Annotated in this window: 18 protein-coding genes; 7 read left to right on the top strand and 11 right to left on the bottom strand. The window is 62.5% G+C overall.

Annotation, left to right across the window (positions count from 1 at the left end):
• Positions 1 to 285 precede the first annotated feature (285 nt).
• Positions 286 to 1,404, top strand: a complete 1,119-nt coding sequence (locus tag D3Y59_RS11240; RefSeq protein WP_162910702.1) for a DUF6268 family outer membrane beta-barrel protein — start codon at positions 286 to 288, stop codon at positions 1,402 to 1,404.
• Positions 1,405 to 1,631: 227 nt separating this feature from the next.
• Here D3Y59_RS11240 and ppk1 read toward each other — a convergent pair whose 3' ends face one another.
• The 6 genes from ppk1 to D3Y59_RS11210 all read right to left on the bottom strand — a co-directional run bounded on the left by ppk1 (position 1,632) and on the right by D3Y59_RS11210 (position 9,948).
• Positions 1,632 to 3,734: a polyphosphate kinase 1 gene (gene ppk1 / locus D3Y59_RS11235; protein WP_119445137.1), complete on the bottom strand. Its 2,103-nt coding sequence runs from the start codon at positions 3,732 to 3,734 to the stop codon at positions 1,632 to 1,634.
• Positions 3,735 to 3,802: 68 nt separating this feature from the next.
• Positions 3,803 to 4,303, bottom strand: coding sequence for a SixA phosphatase family protein (locus D3Y59_RS11230; protein WP_119445136.1), 501 nt, complete (start codon positions 4,301 to 4,303; stop codon positions 3,803 to 3,805).
• A gap of 187 nt (positions 4,304 to 4,490) precedes the next feature.
• Positions 4,491 to 6,218, bottom strand: a complete 1,728-nt coding sequence (locus tag D3Y59_RS18820; RefSeq protein ID WP_162910701.1) for a GEVED domain-containing protein — start codon at positions 6,216 to 6,218, stop codon at positions 4,491 to 4,493.
• Between the two features lie 367 nt (positions 6,219 to 6,585).
• Positions 6,586 to 7,815 (bottom strand): M43 family zinc metalloprotease, encoded by a 1,230-nt coding sequence (locus D3Y59_RS11220; protein ID WP_119445135.1) that lies wholly within the window; start codon positions 7,813 to 7,815, stop codon positions 6,586 to 6,588.
• Between the two features lie 240 nt (positions 7,816 to 8,055).
• On the bottom strand, positions 8,056 to 9,336 hold the full coding sequence (gene hflX / locus D3Y59_RS11215) for a GTPase HflX (protein ID WP_119446436.1): 1,281 nt from the start codon (positions 9,334 to 9,336) through the stop codon (positions 8,056 to 8,058).
• Between the two features lie 204 nt (positions 9,337 to 9,540).
• Positions 9,541 to 9,948: a c-type cytochrome gene (locus D3Y59_RS11210; protein ID WP_119445134.1), complete on the bottom strand. Its 408-nt coding sequence runs from the start codon at positions 9,946 to 9,948 to the stop codon at positions 9,541 to 9,543.
• 190 nt (positions 9,949 to 10,138) lie between these two features.
• Here D3Y59_RS11210 and D3Y59_RS11205 point away from each other — a divergent pair, with 190 nt between their 5' ends.
• Both D3Y59_RS11205 and rfbC read left to right on the top strand, forming a co-directional pair.
• Entirely contained in the window at positions 10,139 to 11,281 is a 1,143-nt protein-coding gene (locus tag D3Y59_RS11205; protein WP_119445133.1) for a glycosyltransferase family 4 protein, read from the top strand.
• A 59-nt stretch (positions 11,282 to 11,340) separates the two neighbouring features.
• Complete coding sequence (gene rfbC / locus D3Y59_RS11200; protein ID WP_119445132.1) at positions 11,341 to 11,886, top strand: dTDP-4-dehydrorhamnose 3,5-epimerase; 546 nt, start codon at positions 11,341 to 11,343, stop codon at positions 11,884 to 11,886.
• Positions 11,887 to 11,984: 98 nt separating this feature from the next.
• Here the strand turns inward: rfbC and D3Y59_RS11195 are convergent, their stop codons facing one another.
• Positions 11,985 to 13,292: a UDP-N-acetylmuramoyl-tripeptide--D-alanyl-D-alanine ligase gene (locus tag D3Y59_RS11195; RefSeq protein WP_119445131.1), complete on the bottom strand. Its 1,308-nt coding sequence runs from the start codon at positions 13,290 to 13,292 to the stop codon at positions 11,985 to 11,987.
• 106 nt (positions 13,293 to 13,398) lie between these two features.
• On the opposite strand from D3Y59_RS11195, the gene D3Y59_RS11190 reads away from it, so the two are divergent.
• Entirely contained in the window at positions 13,399 to 15,669 is a 2,271-nt protein-coding gene (locus D3Y59_RS11190) for a T9SS type A sorting domain-containing protein (RefSeq protein ID WP_162910700.1), read from the top strand.
• A 96-nt stretch (positions 15,670 to 15,765) separates the two neighbouring features.
• Here D3Y59_RS11190 and D3Y59_RS11185 read toward each other — a convergent pair whose 3' ends face one another.
• The 3 genes from D3Y59_RS11185 to D3Y59_RS11175 form a co-directional block, all read right to left on the bottom strand.
• Positions 15,766 to 16,548, bottom strand: coding sequence for an amidohydrolase (locus tag D3Y59_RS11185; protein WP_119445129.1), 783 nt, complete (start codon positions 16,546 to 16,548; stop codon positions 15,766 to 15,768).
• Between the two features lie 162 nt (positions 16,549 to 16,710).
• Positions 16,711 to 17,868, bottom strand: a complete 1,158-nt coding sequence (locus D3Y59_RS11180) for a methionine aminotransferase (protein ID WP_119445128.1) — start codon at positions 17,866 to 17,868, stop codon at positions 16,711 to 16,713.
• A 44-nt stretch (positions 17,869 to 17,912) separates the two neighbouring features.
• Complete coding sequence (locus D3Y59_RS11175) at positions 17,913 to 21,338, bottom strand: PAS domain-containing protein (RefSeq protein ID WP_119445127.1); 3,426 nt, start codon at positions 21,336 to 21,338, stop codon at positions 17,913 to 17,915.
• Positions 21,339 to 21,518: 180 nt separating this feature from the next.
• Here D3Y59_RS11175 and D3Y59_RS11170 point away from each other — a divergent pair, with 180 nt between their 5' ends.
• Complete coding sequence (locus D3Y59_RS11170; protein WP_119445126.1) at positions 21,519 to 21,914, top strand: hypothetical protein; 396 nt, start codon at positions 21,519 to 21,521, stop codon at positions 21,912 to 21,914.
• A gap of 76 nt (positions 21,915 to 21,990) precedes the next feature.
• Here the strand turns inward: D3Y59_RS11170 and D3Y59_RS11165 are convergent, their stop codons facing one another.
• On the bottom strand, positions 21,991 to 22,482 hold the full coding sequence (locus D3Y59_RS11165; protein ID WP_119445125.1) for a hypothetical protein: 492 nt from the start codon (positions 22,480 to 22,482) through the stop codon (positions 21,991 to 21,993).
• Between the two features lie 185 nt (positions 22,483 to 22,667).
• Here D3Y59_RS11165 and D3Y59_RS11160 point away from each other — a divergent pair, with 185 nt between their 5' ends.
• Both D3Y59_RS11160 and D3Y59_RS11155 read left to right on the top strand, forming a co-directional pair.
• The gene (locus D3Y59_RS11160) at positions 22,668 to 25,544 is read left to right on the top strand and encodes a TolB-like translocation protein (protein WP_119445124.1); all 2,877 of its coding nucleotides are present in this window, start codon (positions 22,668 to 22,670) and stop codon (positions 25,542 to 25,544) included.
• 116 nt (positions 25,545 to 25,660) lie between these two features.
• Entirely contained in the window at positions 25,661 to 26,233 is a 573-nt protein-coding gene (locus D3Y59_RS11155; protein WP_119445123.1) for a fasciclin domain-containing protein, read from the top strand.
• Positions 26,234 to 26,364: the final 131 nt, after the last annotated feature.

Below are 26,364 nucleotides of genomic sequence, written 5' to 3'. Positions count from 1 at the left end.
GTTAGCGGTGCACGACCTAGGGAAGACCACGGGTCAACACCGGGCGCACTCAACCGGCAACTCGCAATTCGCAACCGGCATCCGACAACCGACAGTTAACCCCAAGGCCCGCCTGCCCAGCTACCGCTACCCACCTAGGGCAGCCGGGGCTGAGCGGGCGGGCCTTCTGATTGGTGTCGAAAAATAACTCTGGTAGCAGCCTTTTCGGGCTTGGCACCGTTACAAGCAAGGCGCCGCCGGCGCCCCCAGTACTGATTCATCGGCAACCAGCCGCTTTCCTCACCTATGCTTTCACGTTTGCTTCCTCTGGGCGGCGGGGCCGTTGTGGCGCTGCTGCTGGCCGCCGCCTCGGCTCAGGCGCAAATTATGCCGCCGGGGCAGGTGTATCCGCGCCCTTTGCCCGCCCAACCCGATTCGGCCACCGACGAGCAGGAGTTTGCCACGCCCTCGGTGGTGGGCATGGGCCCCAGCAAGGGCCTCATTTTCCACTACGAGCGCATGCCGCGCTTCCGGGCCGAGTCGAACGCCCAGGTAGTGGGCCTGCGCGACTACACCACCGACGCCGAGAAAAACGCCCGCCTTATCATCAAGGGCTATATTCCGATGCTCAACAACCCACACCTGAAGATGATTTTGGGGGTGAACTACGAGCGCGAGGAGTTTCAGTTCAGAAGCCCGCCCACTGAGTACGAACTCTACGACAACATTGAGAACAAGGGCCTGAAAACCTTGGGCGCGCAGCTGGCCGTAATTCGGCCGATAAACGAGGTAAACTGGTATATTTTTCGGGCGAAAGGCGAGCTGAGCGGCGACTACACGTCGTCGGAGCTTTCGCTGCGCGATTACCTGCGCGTGTCGTCGGAGTTTTTGTACGGTTGGAAGCGCAGCCCTTCGTTTTCGTGGGGCGTGGGCGTGCAGCTGGGCTACACCTTTGGCCGCCAAAGCATTTACCCGGCCGTGCTTTACAACCGCACCTTCAACCCGCGGTTTGGCATTGAGGCGCTGTTTCCGGCCCGCGTAACGGTGCGCTACAACGGCTCGCCCAAATCCATCTTCTACGCGGGTTACTCCGTCGACGGCTTCAACTACATCATCAAGCTGCGCACCCCGCTGAGCCGCCGCAACGGCGACGGGCAACCCGACCCCAACACCCGGGCCTTGCGCACCCTGGAGCTGCGCGAAACCGAGGTGAAATTTCGGGGCCGGTGGGAGCGGGCCATCTTCGATTTTCTGTGGCTGGGCGCCGAGGCCGGTTACCGCTACAACTACGCCTTCGATGCCTTCGATCGCACCAACTCCGACCGCCTCAAAATCATCGATTCTAGATTTGCCGGGGCGCCCTACGGCAGCCTCGAGCTGTTCATCACGCCGGCCATCGTAAAAGCATTCGGGCGGCAGCCCTAGGTGCCAGTGTAGCGCGGACTTTGTAGTCCGCGTCCGCAGATAGTAATTTCTATTTTCGAACCTAGGGACGTAGCGCACTGTAGCGCGGACTGAAGTCCGCGCTACAGTGCGCAATGATTAAGAATACTATCCGTGGACGCGGACTACAAAGTCCGCGCTACACTGTTCGACTAGCCCTAGGTGCCAACTAATAGCTATCAGCTAACAGCTGTTAGCTGCCAACCAAGCTACTTTTTGCGGCGTTTTTTGCGCAGGTACTCGTAGGTAGCAAATTGCGCCCGCACGGGTTTGGCGTCGGCGGGGCCGCGCAGCAGCTCGTTCTGCCAATCGCGCGATTTGGTGTTGTCCTGCCGCTGCAAATCCAAGAGGTGCCGCACTTCTTCCTGTACGGCCGTGTCGTACACCGGAAAGGCCACCTCCACGCGGCGGTCGAGGTTGCGCGTCATCCAGTCCGACGAGGCGATGTACACCCGCTCCTCGCCGCCGTTGGCAAACACGTAAACCCGGGCGTGCTCGAGGTACCGATCCACGATGCCGCGCTGCGAAATGTTTTCGCTTTGGCCGGGCTGGCCCGGCACCAAGCACGAAATGCCCCGGATGAGTAGCTCCACGCGCACGCCGGCCTGGCTGGCCGCGTACAGCTTCCGGATCATTTCCTCGTCTTGTAGCGCGTTCAGCTTCAAAATAATGTACGCCTCTTGCCCAGCCTGCGCGTTGCCAATTTCGGTATCGATGAGCTGGTGCAGGCGCTGGCGCAGCTCGAAGGGCGCTACCAGCAAGTGCTCGAAGCCCTGCGGCGGGGTGCGGCTCCGGAAAAAATCGAACAAGCGCAGCGCCTCGCCGGTAAGCCGCGCATCGGCCGTAAACAGGCCGTGGTCGGCGTATATCTGCGAGGTGTCTTCGTTGAAATTGCCGGTGCTTAGGTAGGCGTAGTGCCGCGGCTGGCCATCCTCCTGGCGGGTGAGCACCAGCAGCTTGGCATGTACTTTCAGCTCGGGCACGCCGTAAATAACGGTGGCCCCGGCTCGCTCCAGCTTTTCGGCCCACCGGATGTTCGATTCTTCGTCGAAACGTGCCTTCAGCTCAACCACCACCGTTACGCGCTTGCCGTGCTGGGCGGCTTTCAACAGGGCTTTGGCTACGGCGCTTTTGTCGGCCACGCGGTACAGCGTAACGGCCACGTCGGTTACGTCGGGGTCTTTGGCGGCTTCGCGCAGCAGCCGCGTTACGTAATCAAACGAGTGGTACGGGAAGTGAATAAGGTGGTCGTGGCGGGCAATGGCCGCCAGCATCGGCTCGTCTTTGCGCGGCAAGGTGGGGTGGGGCAGGGTCGGCTGCGGCGCGTACTGCAGCTCTTTCAGGCCAAACCCCGGAAATCCGAAAAAGTCGCGGAAGTTGTGGTAGCGGCTGCCCTCTACCAGCTCCTCGCGCCCGATGCCCGTTTTCTGCATCACGGCGCGCAGCACCGGCTTGGGCATGGTAGGGTCGTAGAGCAAGCGGGCGGGGTAGCCGGTTTCGCGCTTTTTCAGGCTGCTCTTAATCTTGGCCAGCACGTTGTCCGATACTTCCTCCTGAATGTCGAGCTCGGCATCGCGCGAAATCTTAATGCTGTGCACCTCTACTGCGCGGAACTTCGGAAACAGCCCGGCCGCGCAGCACCGGATTACATCGTCCAGAAACATTACGTAGCGCTCCGGCCCGCGTGCGGGCAGCTCAACAAACCGGCCGCCGTGGCGCTTGGTGGGCAGCTCCATCACCAGCACGCGCTCTTCGTCGTCGGTTTTTTTGCCTTTGGCGGGCTGCGTGAGGTACAGCGTGAGGTACACCGTCTGGTCCTTCAGAAACAGGTAGTGCAGGTTGTCGTCGAGCACCATGGGCGAAAGCAAATCCTGCACTTGCTCCCGGAAGTAGTGCTGCACCCAGCGGCGCTGTTCCTCGTCGAGGTCGCGCTCCGTAATCAGATGAATGTGGTGGCGGTGCAGCTCGGGCAGCAGCTGCTCGCGAAACGTGGCACCAAACAACTCCTGCTGCCGGCGCACTTCCTCCAGCACTTGCTGCAGCTCGGCGGCGGGGTCGTCGTTGCCGAGCTTTGCGCGGGTTTTGCGCTTGAGCTTTTGCAGGCGCCGCAGCGTGGCCACCCGTACCTTAAAGTACTCGTCGAGGTTGGAGGAGAAGATGGCCAAAAACTTCAGCCGCTCCAGCAAGGGTACATCGGGGCACTGCGCCTCTTGCAGCACCCGCGCATTAAAGGTTAGCCAGCTTAGCTCGCGGTTGTGCAGGGTGGGCTCGGCAGGTGGTGGGGCCGAAGGGGAAGTGGCAGGGTGCGGCATAACAAGCAAAAGCAGCCGGGCAAACGAACGGGAAGAAGACAACGCGGTTGCCGTACTTACGCGCTCAGCTACTCATCGTGGTGGTTTTTGGGGTAGTCGTAGAAATAGAACTCGGAGTTGGTACGATGCACCTCGGCCCAGCGCTCGGTATGAAAGTGCAGGCACACCACCGCGGCCGTGGGCAGGTCGTTCAGGCTGTGCGCCGACAGCCTGTTTACCGTATCGGTGAGGGTAGGGTTGTGGCCCACAAGCAGTACGCTGCTGGCTTCGTCGGGTAGCTCCCTGATGATGTCGATGAGGTGCTCGGCGTCGGCTTCGTAAATGCCCGGTATCACCCGAATGCTGTCGGGCGGGTAGTTCAGCTCCTTGGCCACCAGGGCGGCGGTGCTTAGGGCGCGCACGGCCGGGCTGCTCACCAGCATATCGGGCTGGATGTTGCGGCCGGCCAGGGCCTGCCCCATTTGCGGAGCATCGGTGCGGCCGCGGTTGTTGAGGGGGCGCTCGTTGTCGCTCAGCCCGTCGAAGTTCCAACTCGACTTGGCGTGGCGCATTAGGTAAAGGGTTTTCATCGGGAATGCCGGAGCTTCGGGGTGCAACTCTGCTCTACTGCTGCCTTGGCAAAATAGTTATCGGAAGCACCTAGGGGCTAGGAGCGGGCTGCTCCAAAACCCGTTCGGTGCTGCCTGCCAGGCACGAAAAAGCCCGCTTCGCCTAGGGCGGAGCGGGCTGATCGGTTGTCGGGGCGGGTGCCCTGGGTTATTGCTTCACAAAGCGCTGGTGCACCACGGTGCCGCCATCCTGCACGCGCAGGGTGTATACGCCGGCCGGCAGGCTTTGTACCTGCAGCATGCCCGAGCCATCGTAGCGCACTTGCTTCATGGCCGCGCCGCGCACGTCGAGCACTTCCACCTGCACATTGGCGGGGCTGTGCTCGGCCGGCAGTACCAGGTTCAGCACGTCGGCGGCCGGGTTCGGGAACAGTTTGTAGTCGGCGGCGGTAGCCGCGCTGGCACCCGAGGTACGTAGGCCCCCGCTGATGCTGATGGAGTAGTCCTCGGTTTCGCCGTAGCTGTAGCCGTTGCAGCTGGTGGTGGCCGAGTTGTCGCTCATTACCACGCGCAGGCGGGTTTTGCCGCTCTTGGCCGAGGTGGGCACCGTAAAGGCGCTGCTCAGGGTAGAGCTGCTGCTGCTCGAGCGGTTGGCCACCAGTTCGCCCGCGTCGGCGAAGTCGCCGTCCTGGTTGTAGTCGATGTAGATCTTCCAGTACTCGGTGTAAGCCGAAGAAGCAAAGCCCGCCGAGTAGTAGATGGTTTGCGTTGAGCCCGCGGCCACCGTGGTGCTCAGAGCCGTGCCGTTGTAGTAGCCGGCATCCTTGCCCGAGCTGCGGTTAATCGAGCCCAGCTGCACCAGGTCAACCCACTCGTAGCTGGTGTTGGTACCCTTGGAGGCGCAGTAGGTGGGCGTGGTGGGGGTAGGCGTGGTGCCGGGGGCCGTGCCGCCGGTAGAGGTGAGCAACGAAGCGCGGGCACCGCCCGTGGCAAACAGCGCGTTCATGCGCGTCGATTGACCCGTGCTGAACATGTACATGCAGGCGTCGTCGGTGTAGTCCATGTAGTTCATGAACATGTCGCCGTTCGGGCCGTTCGAGCACGAAGCCTTCGGGAAGCTGGGGCAGCCGTAGTTCTGGCCACCTTGGTTGGGCGTGTCCGAAACGTTGTCGGTACCGGTGCAGGCGCCGTTGTCGTCGCCCCAAATGTGGTTCAGGTTCAGCCAGTGGCCTACCTCGTGCGTGCCGGTGCGGCCTAGGTTAAACGGCGCCGTAGCCGAGCCACCCTTGCCGAATGCCGTCGTCAGGATTACCACGCCGTCGGTAGAGGCCGGGCCGCCCGGGAACTGGGCGTAGCCGAGCACGCCGCCCGACAGGTTGCACACCCACAGGTTGAGGTACTTGCCCGCCGGCCAGGCGCTCAGGCCGCCCGTAGCGGCGCTCTTCATCTGGTCGTCGGTGCCCCAGGAGGTGCGCGTGGTTTGCTTGCGCTGAATGCCCGTGGTGGGGTTGCCGTTGGGGTCTTGCTTGGCGAGCGTAAACTGAATACCGGCGTCGGCGGCCAGGCCAGCAAAGGCGGCGGGCACTTTCGAGGCATCGGCGTTCAGCTTACGGAAGTCCTCGTTCAGCACCGCAATCTGCGACTGAATCTGGGCATCCGAAATGTTTTGGGCGGTGGTGTTGTACAACACGTGCACCACCACCGGAATGGTTACCGTAACGGCGGTGCCGCGCTGGGCCGTGGTTTGCGGGCGCGCCGCAAAAGATTGCGCCTGGGCCTCGATTGCCTCACGGCGCTGCGCCAGCGTGGGGTCGGCGGCTAGTTGGCTAGCCAGGTTTTCCATGGTGGCACACTGACGAACGGGTGTCGTTTGTGCCTTGGCTCCCGATGCGAGCAGGCCCAAGCAGGCCAATGCAGCGTAAAAGGTTTTCTTCATGAAAAATGGTTTGGTTGTGGAGAAAGAGGGGCAGGGAAATAATAAAATCGAAATTAAGGGCTGACAATTATGCTAATAGGACACGGATTCGCAACTAAATATTACAATAAATTCAAAATTGATAAAAATTTGTATTGTGGATCGGATTGGGTATGGATTAGTTGATCCAATTCTGTACTTTTGCTAGTGATAATTATAAATTGTACTTATTTAAGTAATTATTATACTATGTTATTTATTGTGTCTCAGATGGTTAATTCGATAGCGCAACCACGTAAAATCTTTTTCTCACGAATTTGCGCCATGTAAGAGCCCGCCCTGTTACCAAGGCGGGCTCTTGTGTTTTCAGCCAGATGTAGCGTTGCGCTTACTCCTTTACGAAGCTCTGCTGCGTTACCTGCTGGCCATCGGTAATGGCAATGCGGTACAGGCCTTTGTTCAGGCCCTCTACGTGTACTTGGCCGGTGGCAGCGTCGAAGCGGGCACCGCGCATTTCCTGGCCGTGGATGTCGTACACGGTAACGGTGGCGTGCTCAGAGGTACGCACGCCAATGTTCAGCACATCGGTAGCGGGGTTGGGGTAAACCGCGGTTTTGGTGGCGGCAGTCGTGGCGGTGGTAGTGGCCATTGCGGCGCGCGGCCCACCGGCGGCAAACACGGCCTCCATGCGGGCGGCCTGGCCTGCCGTGAACATGTACATGCACTTATCGTAGGTGTAGTCCATGTAGTTCATCGACATATCACCTTGGTTGTTGCAGGTGATTTTCGGGAAAGCCGGGCAGCCGCCGTTGCTGGTTTGCTGCGTGGGCGTATCGCCTACAAAGTCGTTGCCGCAGGTGGCGTCGCCCCAAATGTGGCGCAGGTTTAGCCAGTGGCCCACTTCGTGGGTAGCGGTGCGGCCTAGGTTGTAGTTGGCCGCCGTGCCGTTGGGCAGCGAGGAGTACAGCACCACTACGCCGTCGGTGGCGGGGGCACCGCCGGGGAACTGGGCGTAGCCCAGCAGGCCGCCCGACAGGTTGCACACCCACAGGTTGAGGTACTTGCTGGGCAGCACCGGGTCGCTGCCGCCGCGCTTGGTTTGCTTCACGGCGTCGTTGCTGCTGAACGAGGAAGTGCGCGTTTGGCGACGCACTACTTGCTGCAGCGTAAAGCGCACGTTTACGGCCGAGGCTACACCAGCGTAAATGCCGGGCGTGAGGCTGGCATCGGCGTTGGTTTTGCTAAAGTCCTGGTTTAGTACCGCAATTTGGTTGGCAATGGCCTGGTCCGATACGTTTTGGGCAGCCGTGTTGTACACCACGTGTACCACTACCGGAATGGTGATGGGCGTGGTATTGGCAGTGCGGCGGCCGGCCGCGTTGGCCACAAACGAGCGCGTGTGGGCTTCGATGTTGGCCATGCGCTGACCTAGCGAGGGGTCGGCGGCCATTTGAGCGGCCAGCACATCCATCGAGGCGCAGGAGCGCTCGGGCAACTCTTCGCCGCCGCGCACTACGGGCTGGCGTACTTCTTTATCGCGGGTACCTTGCGCGGCAGCCGTCAGGGAGGTACCAAAGCTCAAGCCCAGCAGGGCAAATGCGTAGAAAGTTTTCTTCATACAGAGGTGTTTGGTTAAAAGAGTAAGAAAGTGGTCTGTTAATAGACGAGTATTTTACAGTATTGCAAAGAATAGGTTAAGAAATTTTTAATTAGATAAATAATATATAACTGTTTAATAGAAAGTTAATCTTTTGTAGAGTCGTCAACTAGCCGGTCGCGTTATCTGTTGGGGTGCTCCACTAAAGCAAACGAGCCGCAGACCTAAGGCCGCGGCTCGTGCAAACGTCTGGTAAAAAGCCTATTCGGTTTCCGCTGTGTACGCCGATAAATCGGCGAAGGGCGCTTGGCCGGGGTACTGTTGCTCGTAGAGGGTGCGCACGTGGCGGGCCACCATGTCGCGCAGCTCGTCGATGTTGACGCGCTCCTGCGCCGACACAAAAATGACCGGGTCGTGCATGCGGGCCATGTACGAGCTTTTAAGCTGCTCCAGCGAAGGGCGGTGCTGGTGCTCCTCGCGCATTACTAGGTCTTCGTCGTGGTCGGGTTCCACCTCGTGTAGGTGCTGGGCAATATCCACGTCGGTGCTGTACTGGTCGATTTTGTTGAACACCAGAATCGTGCGCTTGTCAACGGCGCCGATGTCCTTGAGCGTGTCGTTGACGACCTGGATGTGCTCCTCGAACATGGGGTGCGAAATATCCACCACGTGCAGAAGCAAATCGGCCTCGCGAATCTCGTCGAGCGTCGATTTAAAGCTCTCGATCAGGCGCGTGGGCAACTTCCGGATAAACCCAACGGTGTCGGAGAGCAAAAAGGGCACGTTTTCGAGCACCACCTTGCGCACCGTCGAGTCGACGGTGGCGAACAGCTTGTTTTCGGCAAACACGTCGGCGCGGCTCAGCAGGTTCATAAGCGTGCTCTTGCCCACGTTGGTATAGCCCACCAGGGCCACGCGCACAATGCCCGTGCGCGATTTGCGCTGCGTTTGGCTTTGCTTATCAAAATCCTTGAGCTGCTCTTTCAGCAAGGAAATCCGGTCGCGCACCACGCGGCGGTCGGTTTCAATTTCCCGTTCGCCGGGGCCGCGCATGCCTACGCCGCCGCGCTGGCGCTCCAAGTGCGTCCAGAGGCCGGTGAGGCGGGGCAGTAAGTACTGGTACTGGGCCAGCTCTACCTGCGTGCGGGCCGTGGCGGTTTTGGCGCGCAGGGCAAAAATATCGAGGATGAGCAGCGTGCGGTCGAGGATTTTCACCTTTAGCTCCTTCTCGAGGTTGCGCAGCTGCGAGGGCGAAAGGTCGTCGTCGAAGATGACGGTGGTGGCGCCGGCGTGCTGTACGTAGGCCCGGATTTCCTCGAGCTTGCCCGAGCCCACAAACGTGCGGATGTCGGGCTTTTCGAGCTTTTGCACAAAGCGCTTGATGGGTACGGTGCCGGCTGTTTCGGTGAGAAACGCCAGTTCGTCGAGCGACTCCGTGATGCGGGCGTCGTCTTCGCGCTTGTCGGGCACGGCCACCAGCACGGCTTTTTCGGCCTCGTGGGCGGTTTCGTAAGTAGGGGTTTTGTTGCCTTTGGCCAGCATGCGGCCCACGCGGCCCTTTACCGAGTCGGTGGCGCCGGGGTGGCGGGTGCTGTTTTGGCGGCGTTTGGAAGAGGGGTTGCCCATGGTTGCAGGTTCGGGAGAGAGAAGGATGGGAACACCGCAAGCCCGCCGGGCGGCGGGCTTGCGGTACGGTAAGTATACGGCAATGGCGGCCAGCCGGGCGGCGTCCCTAGGTGCGGCGGGCTAGCGCAGCGTAAGGGAGTAGGCGGCTACCTGCGAAATTTGCTCGGGCGTGAGCTGGCCTTTGAAACCGGGCATCTTGCCCAAGCCGTTGGTTACCATGTACTCGCGGCCCATTTGGTTGAGGTTGCTCTTGGTAAGGTCGTGGGCGCCGTTGAGGCCCAGCTTGCCGTTTTCGCCGTGGCAAAGGGCGCAGTTTTGCAGAAACAGGGTTTTGCCGGCATCGGCCAGGGCGGCTTCGGCCGGAGCCGCGGCTTCGGGTTGGGCCTGCGGGGCCGTGGCCTCCGACGAGGCGCTGTCGGTGCAGGCACCTAGGGCCAGCAGGGCCGCCACACCATAGGCAGGGCGCAGGATGCGAGCGACAGCCGAAAAAGTGACGCAGAAAAGGCCATAAAAGGCGATGGTAAGCATAGGTAAGGAGGTGAGCGGACAAAAATACGGCAACAGTCGTGGCCGGGGAATGGTGAATGCAGCCCAAAGGCAACGTATTGCTAGGTATGAACACTCGTTTTCAAGGCAGCATTCCGCATGTAGCCGTGCTACCCACCAAACTGGAACTGCCTACCTTTGCAAACCGGCGCCCCCTAGCGCCGGCTTTTTTATGCGTGTTGCCATCGTTATCAATACCAGCTGGAACATCTGGAATTTCCGGCGCAACCTGGTGCGGGCCCTGCAGGCAGCCGGCCACGAGGTGCTGGCCATAGCCCCGCCCGATGCCTACTCCGCACGGCTCGAAACCGAGCTGGGCTGCCGCTACGTGCCCATTGCCATGGAAAACAAGGGCACCAACCCCGCGAAAGACGCCCTGCTTACCAAACGCTTTTACGACATCTACCGCCGCGAGCGGCCCGACGTGGTGCTGCAGTACACCATCAAGCCCAACATCTACGGCACCATTGCGGCCAAGCTGGCGGGCGTGCCCAGCGTCAACAACGTATCGGGCCTGGGCACGGTGTTTATCGTGAAGAACCTCGTGAGCAAGGTGGCGTTGGGGCTGTACCGCTTCGCGTTTCAATTCCCGAAGCGCGTATTTTTCCAGAACGACGACGACCGGCAGCTGTTTCTGCAGCACAACTTGGTGCGCCAGGAAATTACCGACTTGCTGCCCGGCTCGGGCATCGATGTAGATAAGTACCGGCCCGACCCGGCTGCGCCCGTGCGCCACGAGCCGTTCGTGTTCCTGATGATTGCCCGCGTGCTGTATGAAAAAGGCGTGGAGGAGTACTTCGAGGCTGCCCGGCAGGTGCGCGCGCAAGTGCCCGGCACGCGCTTTCAACTCCTAGGTGGTATCGACGAATCGGGCGGCGTAGGCGTGAAGCGCGCCGTGTTCGAGGAGTGGCTGCAGGCCGGCAACATAGAGTACCTAGGCACCTCCGACGATGTGCCGGCCCACATTCGGCAAGCTAACTGTGTGGTGCTGCCCTCGTACCGCGAAGGCACGCCAAAAACCCTGCTCGAAGCCGCCGCCATGGGCAAGCCGCTGGTTACCACCGATGTGCCCGGCTGCCGCGAAACCGTGCTCGATGGCCACAACGGCTACCTGTGCCAGGTGCGCTCGGCCGACGACCTAGGGGCCAAGATGCTGCAGGTGCTGCGCCTGCCCGATGCCGAGTTGCGCCGCATGGGCGAAGCCTCGCGCCAGCTCGCCGAGCAAAAATTTGACGAACGTATTGTATTGCAGAAGTACCTGCAGATAGTGGACAAAGTGGGCCTGCGGCGCCAAGGCAGCCGTCAAACTGCCTAACTTGCTGCCGCGTACGTACGAGCCCCTGTATTTACCGACTCCTGTATTCTACTCCCCCGATGGAAGTAATTAAGCACCCGCTGGCTGGTGTAATCGAGCTTGTTCCGCGTGTTTTTGGCGATGCCCGCGGCGCCTTTTTTGAATCGTTTAGCGCCCGGTTGTTGGCCGAAAAAGCCGGCATCGAGGACGACTGGGTGCAGGACAACCAATCGTCGTCGGCGGCTGGCGTGCTGCGTGGGCTGCATTTTCAGCGCCCGCCCTATGCGCAGGCCAAGCTGGTGCGCGTAGCCAAAGGCCGCGCCCTCGATGTGGTGGTGGATATCCGCCGCGATTCGCCGACTTACGGCCAGCACACCAAGGTGGTGCTCGATGCCGCGCGGGCCAACATGCTGTATGTACCCACAGGCTTTGCCCACGGCTTCTTGGCTCTCGAAGATGATACCATCTTCCTCTACAAATGCTCGAACTACTACCACCCGGCTTCCGAAGGCGGCTTGATGTGGAACGACCCCAAGCTGGGCATTGTGTGGGGGGTTGAGAACCCGAACGTGTCGCCCAAAGACGAGGTGCACCCGCTGCTGGCCAATTTCGACTCGCCATTTTAGGCAACTCCCAACGTTGCCCTAGGTTTTTGAGCACAGCCTGCCCCAAACAAGAACGCCCGCACAAGTTTGTGCGGGCGTTCTTGTTTGGGGAGTAAACCTTACAGCAGCTCCATCAGGGTTTCCAAGCCCATGCCGCGCGAGCCTTTTACCAGAATTTGGCGCTCGGCGAGTGGATGTTGGCGCAGCCAGTCGGTGGCTTCGGCTTTGGTGACGAAGTGCTGAAAGCCGGGGCGCAGGGCGTGGTGCATATCCTTGCCCACCAACACCACGGTGCCAAACTGCTGCTGGGCTAGCAAATCACCTAGGGCGCTGTGCTCGGCTTCGCTCTCGGCCCCTAGCTCGAACATATCGCCCAGCAGAGCCACTTTTTGGCTGGCCTCGCCCGGGCGGGCCGCCAGGCTGAGAATGGCCGCCGCCATGCTGCTGGGGTTGGCGTTGTAAGCATCCAGAATTACCTGGTTGCGCTCGGTGCGCACCAGCTGCGAGCGGTTGTTGGTAGGGTCGTAACTAGCCAGGGCCGCGGCAATATCGGCCGTAGGTACGCCGAAGTGGGCTCCTACGGCGGCGGCAGCGGCCAAGTTTACGAAGTTGTAAGCACCGGTGATAGCAGCCTCGATGGGAGTGCCATCGAACAAGCGCAGGCTTACGTGCGGGGCAGCGGCCACCAGCTTGGCGGGGTACGTGTCGCCGGCGCTAGGATAAGTAATGCGTTGGGCTACGGGCGTGCTCAGCTCGGGCAGGCGGGCATCGGCGGTGTTCACGAAAGCTGTGCCGCAGTGCGCCGCTAGGTAGCGGAACAGCTCGCTTTTGCCTTTGGCCACGCCTTCAATCCCGCCAAAGCCTTCGAGGTGGGCTTTGCCGATGTTGGTGATGAGGCCGTGGGTGGGCTCGGCATATTGGCAATAGCTGTCGATTTCGCCTTGGTGGTTGGCGCCCATTTCCACCACGGCCATGTCGTGCGCTTCGGGACTGATGGTGAGCAAGGTAAGCGGCACGCCGATGTGATTGTTGAGGTTGCCGCGGGTGTACTGCACTCGAAAGCGGCGGCTGAGCACGGCGTGCAGCAGCTCCTTGGTGGTGGTTTTGCCGTTCGAGCCGGTAATGGCAACGATGGGCATGCTGCCCAGCTGGCGGCGGTGAAACAAGGCCAACTGCTGAAGCGCCAGCAGGGTATCGGGGGCGTAGAAGTACCGCTCGGGGTTGGCGGCGGCCAGCTCGGCATCGTCTACCACGGCAAATAACGCGCCTTTTTCGAGGGCTTGCGGCGCAAACGCCGCGCCCCGGAAAGAGGGGCCGTTCAGGGCAAAAAACAAGGTGCCGTCTTGCGGCTGGCGCGTGTCGGTGCTTACGGCGCGGCACTGCTGAAAGCGGGCGTAAAGGTCGGCGGTGGTGTCGGAAAGCAGCATACGGCAGGATTAAACGTAGCAGGGGCGAGAAACCCCGGCAGCAAATTTTGTTATTTGTTTGTGCTCGTTCTGCATTTGTCGTCGTTCTTCTGTTTTTCTGCCCGTTATGCCCCGATTGCTACCTGCCGTATTGGCCTTGCTGCTGCCCCTAGGTGCCCTGGCCCAAACCGCCCAGTTTGGCCTCGAGTACCAGCCGCAAGCGGCGGGCATTAGCAACGGCGCGGGCGAGCTGCCGCTGGCCTGGGCAGGCGGGCTGAATAGTCCGCAGTTCTCCAGCATCGATTTGAACGCCGACGGCCAGCAGGATTTGTTTGTGTTCGAGCGGATGACCAACCGCGTGCAAACCTACCTGAGCGTGCCCACCGTCAGCGGCGGGCGCGGCTGGCAATACGCCCCCGAGTACGAAAGCCTGTTCCCCGGCGACCTGCAGAACTGGGCCTTGCTGCGCGACTACGACTGCGACAACCGCCCCGACCTCTGGACGCAGATTGGGGGCGGCGACGTGCGGGTGTTTCGCAACGTGCCCGATGCTGCCGGGCGGCCCGCGTTTCAGCTCATCAGCAACCAGCTAACTTACAGCCTGGGCTCGGGGCCAAGCAATTTCAACATTCGCCTAGGTGGCTACGATATTCCGGCCATACAGGACGTGGACGGCGACGGGCGGCTCGATATCCTGTCGTTCGACTTTGCCAGCGGCAGCTACTTGCAGTATTTCCGCAACACCAGCGGCAGTTGCGGTGGCTTGCAATTTCGGCAGGAAAGCGACTACTGGGGCGGCATCATGTCGTGCTTTAGCACCTGCACGGGCTACGCCACGGGCGGGGTAGCCTGCCGGCCCAACGGCACCAACCACACCGGCGGCTTTGGCTTGTTGCTGCAGGATTTCGACCAGGATGGCGACCAAGATTTGCTTCTGGGCCGTGATGGGTGCCCCGAGCTCGTGGGCTTGCGCAACACCGGCACCGCCCAGCTGGCCGCCACCAACAGCAGCAGCCAACTGGCCACGTTGCCCAACGGCCTAGGTGCGGTTTCGTTGGTGAACTACCCGGTGGCTTTCAGCCTCGATGCCACGCAGGATGGCAAGCCCGATTTGGTGGTAGCCTCGGGTTTGCTCGATAACACCGACCGCGTAAGCCTGCGCAACAACGTGTTGCTGTTCGAGAATACGGGCACGGCCGCTGCACCCAATTACGTGCGCCGCCCGGCGGGTTTCCTGACCGACGAAATGCTTGACGTGAGCGAGGGCGCTGCCGCCGCGTTTGCCGACCTCGACGCCGATGGCCTGGTAGATATGCTCGTGGCCAACCACGGCGAGCAGTACGGCGCGCCGTTCACCGAAACGAACTACCGCGCCACCATGGCCTTTTACCGCAACGTGGGTACGCGCAGCCGGCCGGTGTTCAGCCTCGCCAACGCCGACTACCTAGGGCTGTCGGCGCGCAACTTCCGCGGCCTGCGCCCCACCCTCACCGACCTCAACCGCGACGGAGCCGTGGACCTGGCCTTTGGCGCTACCCACCAGGGCGCCTCGTTTGTGTTTTATTTCCTGAACACGGCCGCTGCTAACCAGCCGGCCGCCTTCAATGCCGCGCAGCTTACCTACCTGCGCAACCTAGGCAACACCGCTGGCGATACGCCCTGCTTTACCGACGTGGACGGCGACGGCAACCTCGATTTGCTGCTCGGTACCAACTCCAACAACACCGTTGGCTCGCTGCTGTACTACCGCCGCAATCCCGCGCAGCCCTTCGAGGAGAGCTTTAGCTTGCTGAACGATGATTTCGGCCGCATCAGAATGGCCAACGGCGAGCGGCCGTTTACCCTAGCGCCCACCGTAACCGATGCCGACGGCGACGGCACCCCCGACCTGCTTACCATCGACCACACCGGCGTGCTGCGGATGTACGCCAACTACCGCGCCCAAAACGGCACCTTTGTGGAGCGCACCGATTTGGTGCTCAACAGCCGCACCGGGCAGTACGAGACAACCCACCTAGGCGCCAACAACCGCGCCCGCAACCACGTGGTAGCCGCCGACCTTGGCAACGACGGCGCGCCCGAAATTGTAGTGGGCCTCGAAACGGGCGGTTTGTTGCTTTACGGCACGCGCAACCGCGTTACCAGCACCCGCAACCAGGCCGCCGTGCTGCAGCTGCAGCTATACCCCAGCCCCGCCACCACCGAAGTGGTAGTTGAAACCGCCGCACCCACAAGCGTGCTAGTGCGCGATTTGCGGGGGCGGTTGGTGCTGCAAGCCCGCACGCCCGCACGCAAGCATCAGCTCAGCGTACGGGCGTTGGCGGCGGGGGTGTACCTACTCGAAGTCACCGATGCCGAAGGCCGCCGCGGGGTACAGCGGTTTTCGGTTGCTGAGTAGCAGCTGGCAGCTCGTGAGCCAAACCAGCCGCAGGGTTGGGCGCCTAGGTCCAAAACCATGTAGGATCAGCGGGCACCCGCGCACGGCGCGGTGCTGCTATGCTCCTAGTTCATAGGTGTCGCCATCCAGCAGGGCCGGAAAGCGCATGCGGTAGGCCTCGAGGTCGGCGCGGCGCAGGGTGCGCGTAATGCTGGTTTCTTGGTTGCCTACTTCTACCAGGTACTCGCCTTTCATGTCGAGCAGGGCCGAGTCGCCTTCGTAGGTTTGGCCACGCAAGTCGGTTCCGAGGCAGTTCACGCCCATGGTGTAAGCCAGGTTTTCCATGGCGCGGGCGCGCAGCAGGGTAATCCAGGCGGTGCGGCGGGCGGCGGGCCAGTTGGCCATGTACAGCAGCAGGTCGTAGGGTTCGGTGGCGTTGTTGCGGCTCCACACCGGGAAGCGCAAGTCGTAGCAAATCAGGGGGCAAATGCGCCAGCCGCGCCACTCCTCCACCAAGCGGTGCTGGCCCGGGGTGTACACCTCGTGCTCGCCGGCCATCCGAAACAAATGGCGCTTGTTGTAGTGGCTGAAGGTGCCATCGGGCCGCACCCACAGCAAGCGGTTGTAATAGCGGCCGTCGTCTTCGGTAATTACGCTGCCGGTAACCACGGCATCGCGCGAGGCGGCCAGGTTGCGCATCCAGGCCAAGGTGGGGCCCTCTACCGGCTCGGCCAGTTGGGCGGCGTTCATGCTAAAGCCCGTCGTGAACATTTCGGGCAGCACCAGTAAGTCGGTGGCAATAGAAATGGCGTCGATGTGCGAGGCCAGCTCGGCGCGGTTGTCTTCGGGCTTGTGCCATTGCAGCGAAGCCTGAACAAATGAAACGGTTAGGTCGGGCACAGGTGATGGTGAGGTAGAGCGTAGCGGAATATCCGGCATGTTACCTAATACTGGGCGCAAACACAATTTCGGGCCAAAGCAATCATCCACGAAAAAAGCAAACCGGCCGCGCCACAGTGCAAGCAGTGTGGCGCGGCCGGTGGGCGGACATTAGCGCGTGTGCTACAACTGGCGCAGGCGCTCGGCGGCGGCGCGCAGGGTGCTGTCTTGCTTCGCGAAGCAAAAGCGCACGAGGCCGTGGTCGGTTTGGTTGTGGTAAAAGGCCGATACGGGCACCACGGCTACGCCGGCCTCGGTGGTAAGGCGGCGCGCAAACTTTACGTCGTCCTCGGTGGGGGCAATGCGGTGGTAACGGGCCAGCTGAAAGTACGAGCCCTCGGAGGGCAGCAGCTCAAAGCGCGTCTCGCGCATCAGCTCGCCAAACAAGTCGCGTTTTTGCTGCATAAACGCGGGCAGGTAGTCGTACGAGGCCTCGTCGCCCAGCACATCGGCAATGGCCAGCTGCGAAAGCGTGCTCACGCTGAACGTAACAAACTGGTGCACGCGGCGCACCTCGGCGCTCAGGGCCGGCGGGGCCACGCAGTACCCCACCTTCCAGCCGGTGGCGTGGTAGGTTTTGCCAAACGACGACAGCACGAAAGCCCGCTCGCGCAACTCGGGGTATTGCAGCGCCGAGCGGTGCGGCCGCTCGTCGAACACCATGTGCTCGTACACCTCGTCGCTCAGCAAAAACGCCTGCGTGGGCGCCAGAATTTCGGCCAGCTGCTGCCAATCGGCGTGGCTGAAAACCGCCCCGGTGGGGTTGTGCGGCGTGTTCACCATCACGAGGCGCGTGCTGGGCGTAATGGCGGCTTTGATCCGGTCCCAATCGGGCCGAAAATCGGGCAGCGTAAGCGGTACGTACACGGGCGTGCCGCCCTGCAGCCGAATGGCTGGGCCGTAGAGGTCGTAGGCCGGCTCCAGCACCACCACCTCGTCGCCGGGCTGCACCACGGCGGCCAGCACGGCGTACAGGGCCTCGGTAGCGCCGGTGGTTACAGTTACGTCGGTTGCGGGGTCGGGAGCAGGTACGCCGTACACGACAGCGGTTTTGGCGGCAATCAGCTCGCGCAGGCGGGGCAGGCCGGGCATGGGCGCGTACTGGTGCTGGGCACCTAGGGTATGGCGCTGCAGGGCCTCGGTAAGCGCGGCGGGCGGGTTGAAATCGGGGAAACCTTGGGCCAGGTTGATGGCGCCGTGCTCCGCAGCCAGCTGCGTCATCACGGCGAAAATACTGGTGCCTACGTCGGGCAGTTTGGAGGAAAGCGTGGGGGCGGGCATGGCAGCTGAATACGTTTCGAGCCCGCAAAGTACGGCCGGCGCGCCTAGGTTGCCGCACCCGCCAACCGCTGCGGCAGCCGAATGCAGAAAGTGGTGCCCTGGCCCACCTGGCTTTGCACCTCCAGGCGGCCGCCGTGCATCTGTACAATGCGCTGCACCAAGTACAGGCCCATGCCCGAGCCCTCCACGTGGTCGTGAAAACGCCGGAACATCTGAAACAGCTCGGCCCCGTAGCGTTCCAAATCAATGCCCAAGCCGTTGTCTTGCACCACCAGCACGGCCTGCTCGTTTTCCAGGGCCGAGTACACCCGAATGCGCGGGGCGCGCTCGGGCGAGGCGTACTTAACGGCGTTGCTGATGAGGTTGTACAATACGCTTTGCAGGTTGGGGCGCACAAACAACACCACCGGCAGCGCCGAAAAATCGGTTTCGACGACGGCGCCCGTGCTGCGCACCTGCTCCCGAATGCTCTGCAGTACTTCCTGCGTTAGCAGCTCCAGGTTTACGCGCTCGGCCGGCACCTGCTGGCTTAGCTTCTGCACCTGTACCAGCTCGCTCAGGTCGTTGATGGTGTCGTAAATCTGCTCCAGCGAGTGCTCAAACATGGCGGCCAGGCCGGGGGCATCGGGGTCGTCGTAGCGGGCCATGCGCGTGAGCTCGGCAAAAATGCCCGCCATGTTGTCGATGGGCTGCTTGAGGTCGTGCGAGGCCGTGTACACGAAGTTGTCGAGGTCCTGGTTGATGCGCATCAGATCGGCGTTGCGCTCCTCCAGCTCTTGCTGAAACCGCTTGTAATCGTCGATGTCGGTGCTGGTGCCAAACCACTTCAGGATGCGGCCCTCGGCATCGCGCATGGGGCGGGCGCGGTGCAAAAACCAGCGGTACTGGCCGTCGGCGTGGCGGCGCAGGCGGTTTTCCTGCTGGTGGTAGCGCCCCAGCCGAATGTTTTCGTTGAGCACGCCCATGGCTTTGTCGCGCTCGGTTGGGGGCACCAGGCCAGCCCAGCCGTCGTTGCGCACTTCGGTCACGCCCATGCCCGTGTACTCCAGCCAGCCCTCGTTCAGGAAATCAACGCTGCCGTCGGGCTCCAGCGTCCAAACCAGCTGCGGAATACTATCGGCCAGAAAGCGAAACTTCGCCTCGGAGGCGCGCAGCTCTTCGTGCAGCTCGTACTGCTCGTGAATGTCGGTGGAGGAGCCGTAGAGGCGCAGCACCGCGCCGCGCGAATCTATTTCGGGGATGCCCCGCGCCAGGTGCCAACGGTACTGGCCGTCGCGGCGGCGCAGGCGTATTTCCAGGGCGTAAGGCAGGCGGTCGGCCAGGGCTTGGGCCAGGCGTTGCTGCACCGGTCCTAGGTCGTCGGGGTGTACGGCCTGTGCCCAGCCTTTATCGGGGCCAAGCAGGGTAGGGTCGAGCGGGTCTTGGCCCGTAAGGCGGAACCACTGCGGGCTCAGGTAATCCAGGTGGCCCTGGGCGTTGGCCGTCCAGATGATTTGCGGAATGCTGTGCGTGAGGAAACGAAAACGCTCCTCGGAGCGGGCCAGGCGCTCCTGCAACTCCAGTTGCTCGTGCACATCAATTACGGAGCCGTACCACTGCGTTACGCGTCCCTGCTCGTCGTGCATGGGCAGCGTGCGCCCTAGGTGCCAGCGGTACTGGCCGTCGTGGCGGCGCAGGCGCAACTTACCCGTCCAGGGGGTTTGTTGGCGGCGCGCCCGCTCGAAGCTGGCCATGCAAGCAAGGCGCTCGGCTGGGTGCAGGTACTGCGGCCAAGCAGCGGCCGCATCGTTGGGATTGCAGCCCGTGTAGGCGTACCACTGCGGGCTGATGTAGGCCGGGTGCCCATCGGCTTGCTGAATGTAGCTGATCAGCGGCAGGGCCTCCGTCATGGTCCGGATCTGCTCATCGCGGCGGCTTACCTCGGCGGCCAGCTGCTCGCTGCGCTGCTGCGTGCGTACGCGCTCCGTAACCTCGATGGCGAAAAGCAGCACGCCCTGGGTGCGGCCCTGCTCGTCGAGCAAGGCCTGCAGCGTGAAATCGAAGTAGCGCGGGGCGGGCTGCTGGGGCAGCGTAAGCGGGTAGTTGTGCTGCCGGATGGTGGTGCCGGAGGCAAACACCTCGTTGAGCATGGGCACCAGGCCTTGCTCCAGCAGCTCGGGCACGCTGCTGCCCACCGGCTTTCCTACGCGCAGGCGCCCACCCAGCAGCTCGGCAAAGTTGGGCGTGGCAAACGCGCAAATGTGTTGCGGCCCCAGCAGGCTGGCCACGTAGGCTGGCACCTGACCTAGGATTTGCTGCAGCTGCCGGTCTTTCTCCAGCATGCGTTGCTGTACGCGCTTGGCGTCGTCGATGTCGGTGCAGGTGCCAAACCACCTGGTAATGCTGCCGTTGCCGTCGCGCAGGGGCAATGCCTGCACTAAGTACCAGCGGTAGTGGCCCTCGGGGTTGCCGATGCGGCACTCGGCTTTGTAGGGCATGCCGCTGCGCAGCGAGTCCTGCCAGTGTTGCTCGGCCGCGGCGGCTTCGGTGGGGTGCAAAAAGGCTGTCCAGGAGCGCGGCGCGGCTTCGGCTGGGGCCTGGCCGGTGTAGCGGTGCCAGCGGCCGTTGGCGTACTGCTGCTGGCCGGCAGCATCGGTGGCCCACACCAGCTGCGGAATAAACTCCGCCAGAAACCGAAATTCCTCTTGCTGGCGGCGGGTTTCGGCCGAGGCAGAGGCCGCAGCCTGCTGGGTGCGCAACTGCTCCGTTACGTCGAGGCCCGCCATCAGTACGCCCTCAATGCGCCCGTGCGAATCGTGGAGCGGGTGCAAGGATATGTTGATGTAGCGCGCGCCGGCTCCGCCGTTGAGCGGCGCAACGGGCACGTTATCGACGCGTTGCAGCTCGCCTGTGCGGTACACCTCGTCAAACAAAGCCAGCATGGCCGGGCCTGGGCTGGGGTGCGAGTCGCGGGCCGGCTTGCCCAGCGAATTATCAGCAATAAACGGGCGTGCCTGCGCCGATAAATAGTCGATTACGTGATCGGGGCCGCGCAGCACCACCAAGTGCATGGGCAGCTGATCGAACTGCCGCAGCAAGCGCTGCAGGCGCAAGTGCAGCGGGGCGGTTGGGGCGGTAGCCTGGGGTGGAGTGGTAGCCTCGGCCCGGCACAGCAGGTAGCGCGGTTGTTGGCCGCCGGGCTCGGCTACGGGCGTAAGGGCAAGTTGCAGCGCACCTAGGGCAAGGCGCGTGCCGGCCGGGGCTTGTTGCGCCGCGGCCAGGGCTTGGACCCAGGCATCGGGTGCTAGGCCGTGGGCGGCAAAAGCCTCGGTTGCGGGTTGGCCGGCCAGTTGCTCGGGCGAGCGGCCAAGTAACTGGGCCGCGGCCTCGTTTGCCGCTATAATGCGGCCCGAAGCGGGGCAAATGGCCCAATAGGGTGCTGGCAACGCATTGAACAGCAGCGCAAAGTCGGCGGTTGGAAGAGTTGCCATATGCTAAACGAGCCCGAGGTGCAATGAGCTCGTTTCAGCCAAATATAGCATGCTGCCGGCCCACCAACGGTATTTCGGCGAGGCTTGACGGGCTAAAATTCGCGGCCAGCGCCTGCAGCGGCGCAACCTTAGCTCAACTATTCCGTTTAAAGCAGATTCGTCTCGTTTTTAGCCTGCTCCATGGCCCTCCGCACTCTTTACGAGGATGCTACCATCAGCATTTACTACGATTTTGGGAACGATTGGCTGTACGTTGACTGGGGCCCCGATCAGGATTTGACCAGCGTGCAAGCCGGGGCGCTGCAAATGCTCGAGTGCCTGAAGCAGGAGCGCTGCCGCAAGGTGCTCAACGACAACCGGCAGGTGCAAACCATTTGGGCCGACGCGGCGGAGTGGGGCGGCAAGGTGTGGTTTCCGGCCATGGCCGCGGCCGGCCTGGAGTACTTCGCCTGGGTGTACTCGCCCAACGTCTACAGCCGCCTCTCCACCGACCTCACGCTGCAGCACACCACCAAGCCCATCGTGATGACCTTCGACAACCTGGACACAGCCTCCTCGTGGCTGCGCCACATGTAGCCACCTAGGACACCGCCCCGCGCAGCGCCGTTAAACAGCGCCGCGCGGGGCGGTTGCGTAAGCGGCAGCACCGGGCCTACAGCGGCGCAATGCTGTAGTCGGCAATGGTTTCGTAGCGGCTGCCGTTTTGCTGGGCCGAAGCGCCGGTGTGCTGGGCGGCAAACACCTCGGTGCGGCCTTGGTACACGTGCACATCGAGCACCTGGCCAGCGGCGGGCCGGGCGCTGCTCGAGAGCACCAAGCGCAGCTTGGCCGCCGGGCCGCCGGCGTACGTGGTTACGGCGGGCAAATCAATCAGCACGGGCGAGGCCGACGCGTTGGTGTAGGTGGTGCGCAGCGCGTAGGGTTTCAGCGTAAAAGTGCCGTTGCTTGCTTCGGGCTCGGCGGTATACACCTCAATGCGGGCGTCGTCGAGCTGCACGGGCTGGCCGTTGGCGGCTTGCTTGCTGTAGCTGATCGAGTACACTTGGCTTTGCTCGAGGGCGCCGCCAGGCTGGGGTTGCGGCAGCTCGGGCGTGGAGCAGCCGAAAGCGGCCAGCAAAGGCAAAAAGGCAAACCAGTTTTTCATGCGACGAAAAGACGAAAAAGGAAAATGCGTATGGTAGCAAGCCAACGCCGGCCGCCCCCGAATGGTGCGCCCGGCGCGGCCCGCAAGTTAGGCCGCCGGGGGCAACCACTTGCTTGCGTGCCTAAGAGGCCCAAGCCCGGCGCCTAGGTTGCAAATGCCGCCGCTGCGCCGCAGCTTTACTACCGATGCTTCGCTTCTCCTTTTTCGGCGCTTGCGGCCTGGCCGCGGTAGCCGCGTTTTCGGCCTCGGCGCAGTCGCTGCCTATCCTCGAGCAAAACCCGCCCTCGCTGCAGTGGCGGCAGGTGCGCACGCCGCACTTCAGCGTGCTCTATCCGCAGGGCTTCGACTCGGCTGCGCAGCGCACCGCCCGCCGCCTCGAGCAGGTGCACGCCGTGGGCTCGGCCACGCTGGGCGTAACGGCGCGGCCCATTACCGTGGTGCTGCAAAACCAAACCACCGTCAGCAACGGGTTTGTTACGTTTCTGCCGCGCCACTCCGAGTTTTTTGTGGTGCCGCCGCAGGACATGAGCTTGGGTACCTTGGATTGGCTTGATCAGCTGGCCGTGCACGAGTTTCGGCACGTGGGCCAGTTCGATAAGGCCCGGCAGGGCGTTGGTCGCTTGCTGGTGCCGCTGCTTGGCCAGGGCGCCCTAGGTGTAGCCTCGGTAGGCGTGCCGCCGTGGTTTTTTGAGGGCGACGCCGTGGGCACCGAAACGGCCCTCACGCGCAGCGGCCGCGGGCGCATTCCGAGCTTCGATGTGGGCATGCGCGCCAACTTGCTTTCGGGGCGGCGCTACAGCTACCCCAAAGCCGTGAATGGCTCGTACCGCGACTTTGTGCCCAACTGGTACGTGCTCGGGTACTTCATGACTTCGTACCTGAAAAACCACCACGGCCCCGACGTGTGGGACCGGGTGCTCGATCGGTACTACCGCTTTCCGTTCTACCCGTATTCGTTTTCGCGCAGCATCCGCCGCGAAACCGGCCTGCGCGTGGAGCAACTGTACCAGCGCAGCATGCAGGAGGCCGACTCGACGTGGCGCGCCCAGCAGCGCGAGCTGGTGCTCACCACTGGCCGCGACCTGCCCGTGGAGGCCACCGAAAAAGTGTTCACGCAGTACGAGTTTCCGCAGTACCTCTCCGATAGCACCGTGCTGGCCCTGAAAACCGGCCTCGGCGACATTGCCCAGCTGGTGCGCCTCGGCCGGAATGGCCGCGAGCAAAAAGTGTTTGTGCTGGGGCAGCTGAACTGGCCCGAAATGCTGTCGGTGGCGGCGGGCAAAGCCGTGTGGCCCGAGTACGGTTTCGACCCGCGGTGGGGGCAGCGCATCTTTACCGAGTTGCGCCTGCTCGACCTGGGCACCGGCCGCCTCACGCGCCTCACCCAAGGCAGCCGCTACACCGCCGCGGCCCTCTCGCCCGACGGCACCCGCCTTGTAGCCACGCAAACCGACGAAAGCTACCGCCACGCGCTGGTGCTGCTCGATGCCGCCACAGGCAAGGTGCTGCAAACCCTGCCTAACCCGAAAAATCAGCTCTACATCCAGCCCCGCTTTACCCCCGATGGCCAGCAATTGGTGGCGGTAGTGCTGCGGGCCGAGGGCAAAACCCTTGAGCTGATAAACCCCGCCACCAACCAAGTGCGGGAGCTGCTGCCGGTAGCCAACGTAAACCTCAGCAACCCGCAGCCTTGGGGCGAGTACGTGCTGTACAACGCGCCACAGTCGGGCCTCGATAACGTGCACGCCGTGCACACCGGCACGGGGCGCACCTACCAGGTTACCAGCCGGCCATTTGGCGCCTACCACGCGGCCGTGTCGCCCGACGGGCGCCGCCTGGCTTTCCACGATTACCGCGCACAGGGTGCCCGCGTGATGGAAATGCCGCTCGACCCCGCCACCTGGCGCGAGGTACCCGCAGCCACTGCCGATCCGGCCCGCTTGTACTCGGCGCAACTCGCGGCGCAAGAGCCCGGCGCCCGGCGCTTGCTGCCCCAGCTCGCAGCCCCCGCCGACTCGGGCAAGGCCTACGCCGTGCGGCCCTACTCGCCGCTGCGCCACGCGTTCAATGTATTTGGTTGGGGGTTGGTGCAAAGCCCCGCGGGCAATAGCCTCAGCCTAGGTGTTCGGTCGCAGGATTTCCTGAACACCACGCAAGCCATTGCCGGCGTGTCGTTCGACCAGGCCGAGCGCACAGCGGGCTTTTTCGGGGGCGTGAGCTACCAAGGGCGTTACCCCGTTTTCGACCTCGATATTGAGCACGGCGGCCGCAACGCCGGCATTCTGTACGAAGGCGACGTGTACCGCGACCGGTGGCGCTACACCCGCCTAACCACCGGCCTACGCTTGCCGCTCACGCTCACGCGCTCCAAGTACCTGCAGGCACTTACCCTAGGTGCCTACTACCTGCACGAGCAAGTGCGCGACTATAACCTGCCCGTGCGGCGCATTACCGAGGTTGGGCCCAACAGTCCGCTCAACGGCGTGCAGGGCAGCATAAGCTACGCCCGCGTGCTCAAGCAAAGCACCCGCGATGTGGGTCCTAGGTGGGGGCAAAGCCTGCTGGCCACGGGGCGCACCACGCCGTTTGGCCGCGGGCTCGAGGCCTCGCAGTGGGCGGTGCAGGGCAGCGTGTATTTTCCTGGCATCGGCAAGCACCACAACATTCGGGTGCGCGGCGGCTACCAGTGGCAGCAGCAGCGCGAGTACCAGTTTGCGCCGGCCGTGTTTTTCCCGCGCGGTTCGGGCTACGTCAGCTTCGATCGGCTACGCACGGCCAGCATCGAGTACCGCCTGCCCTTGGCCGACACGCACTGGGCGCTTGGCCGCTGGCTGTACGTGCAGCGCTTCACGGGCTCGGGCTTTGCCGACTGGGCACATGGCCGCAACGTGGAGGGGCGCTTCGTGGGCTCGCGCTCGTACCAAAACCTAGGACTCAGCGCCACGGTGGTGTTCAACGTGCTGCGCCTGCGTACCCCCCTCGAAACGGGCCTGCGCTTTGTGTACGATACCCGTACCGGAGGCTGGGTGCTGCAGCCACTGGTGCTCGATATAGGAATTTAAACAGCTGATGGCGAGGCGCTGAAGAGGTTTGTGCCAAGAATTTTCGGGGCATCGAAATCCGCTAGCAAAGCGGCCCCCGTAGGTTCCGGCACATTCATTCTCTCCTGTTCCAAACCATGAAAAAGAACTTCTTCTCTCTCGCCCTGGTAGCCCTTCTTGGTGTAGCTGCTCACTCGGCTTCGGCCCAAGCCATGATGTCGCCCAACAGCGTAATGGTAGGTGGCAAGGCCATGTTGCCGAGCAAGAACATCGTAGAAAACGCCGTGAACTCAGCCGACCACACCACGCTGGTAGCCGCCGTAAAAGCAGCTGGCCTCGTTGAGACGCTGCAAGGCAAAGGCCCCTTCACGGTATTCGCGCCGGTAAACGATGCCTTCGAAAACCTGCCTGCCGGCACCGTTGATAACCTGCTGAAGCCCGAAAACAAAGCCACCCTTACCAAGGTGCTCACCTACCACGTAGTAGCCGGCAACATGACGGCTGATAAGCTGATGGCAGCTATCAAGGCCGGCAAAGGCAAAGCTTCGCTGAAAACCGTTAGCGGCGGCACGCTGGTAGCCCAAATGAACGGCAAAAACAACGTGGTAATCACCGACGAATCGGGCAACGTAGCTACTATCTCGACTTACGACGTGAACCAGAGCAACGGCGTGATTCACGTAATCGACAAAGTGATGCTGCCGAAGTAATTCTGCTTAGGCACCACACGCTCACAAAAACACTAAGCCCGCCGGCAACCTAGGTTGCCGGCGGGCTTGTGCTTTATAGGCACCTGCGGCGGTGTAGCGCGGATTTGGCTACGCCGACTTTCAGTTCAGTC

The organism is Hymenobacter oligotrophus (assembly GCF_003574965.1).
In the GTDB taxonomy this organism is placed as follows: Bacteria; Bacteroidota; Bacteroidia; order Cytophagales; family Hymenobacteraceae; genus Solirubrum; species Solirubrum oligotrophum.
The sequence above is the reverse complement of the archived record's forward strand: the minus strand, read 5'-3'. Positions and strand labels throughout refer to the sequence as shown.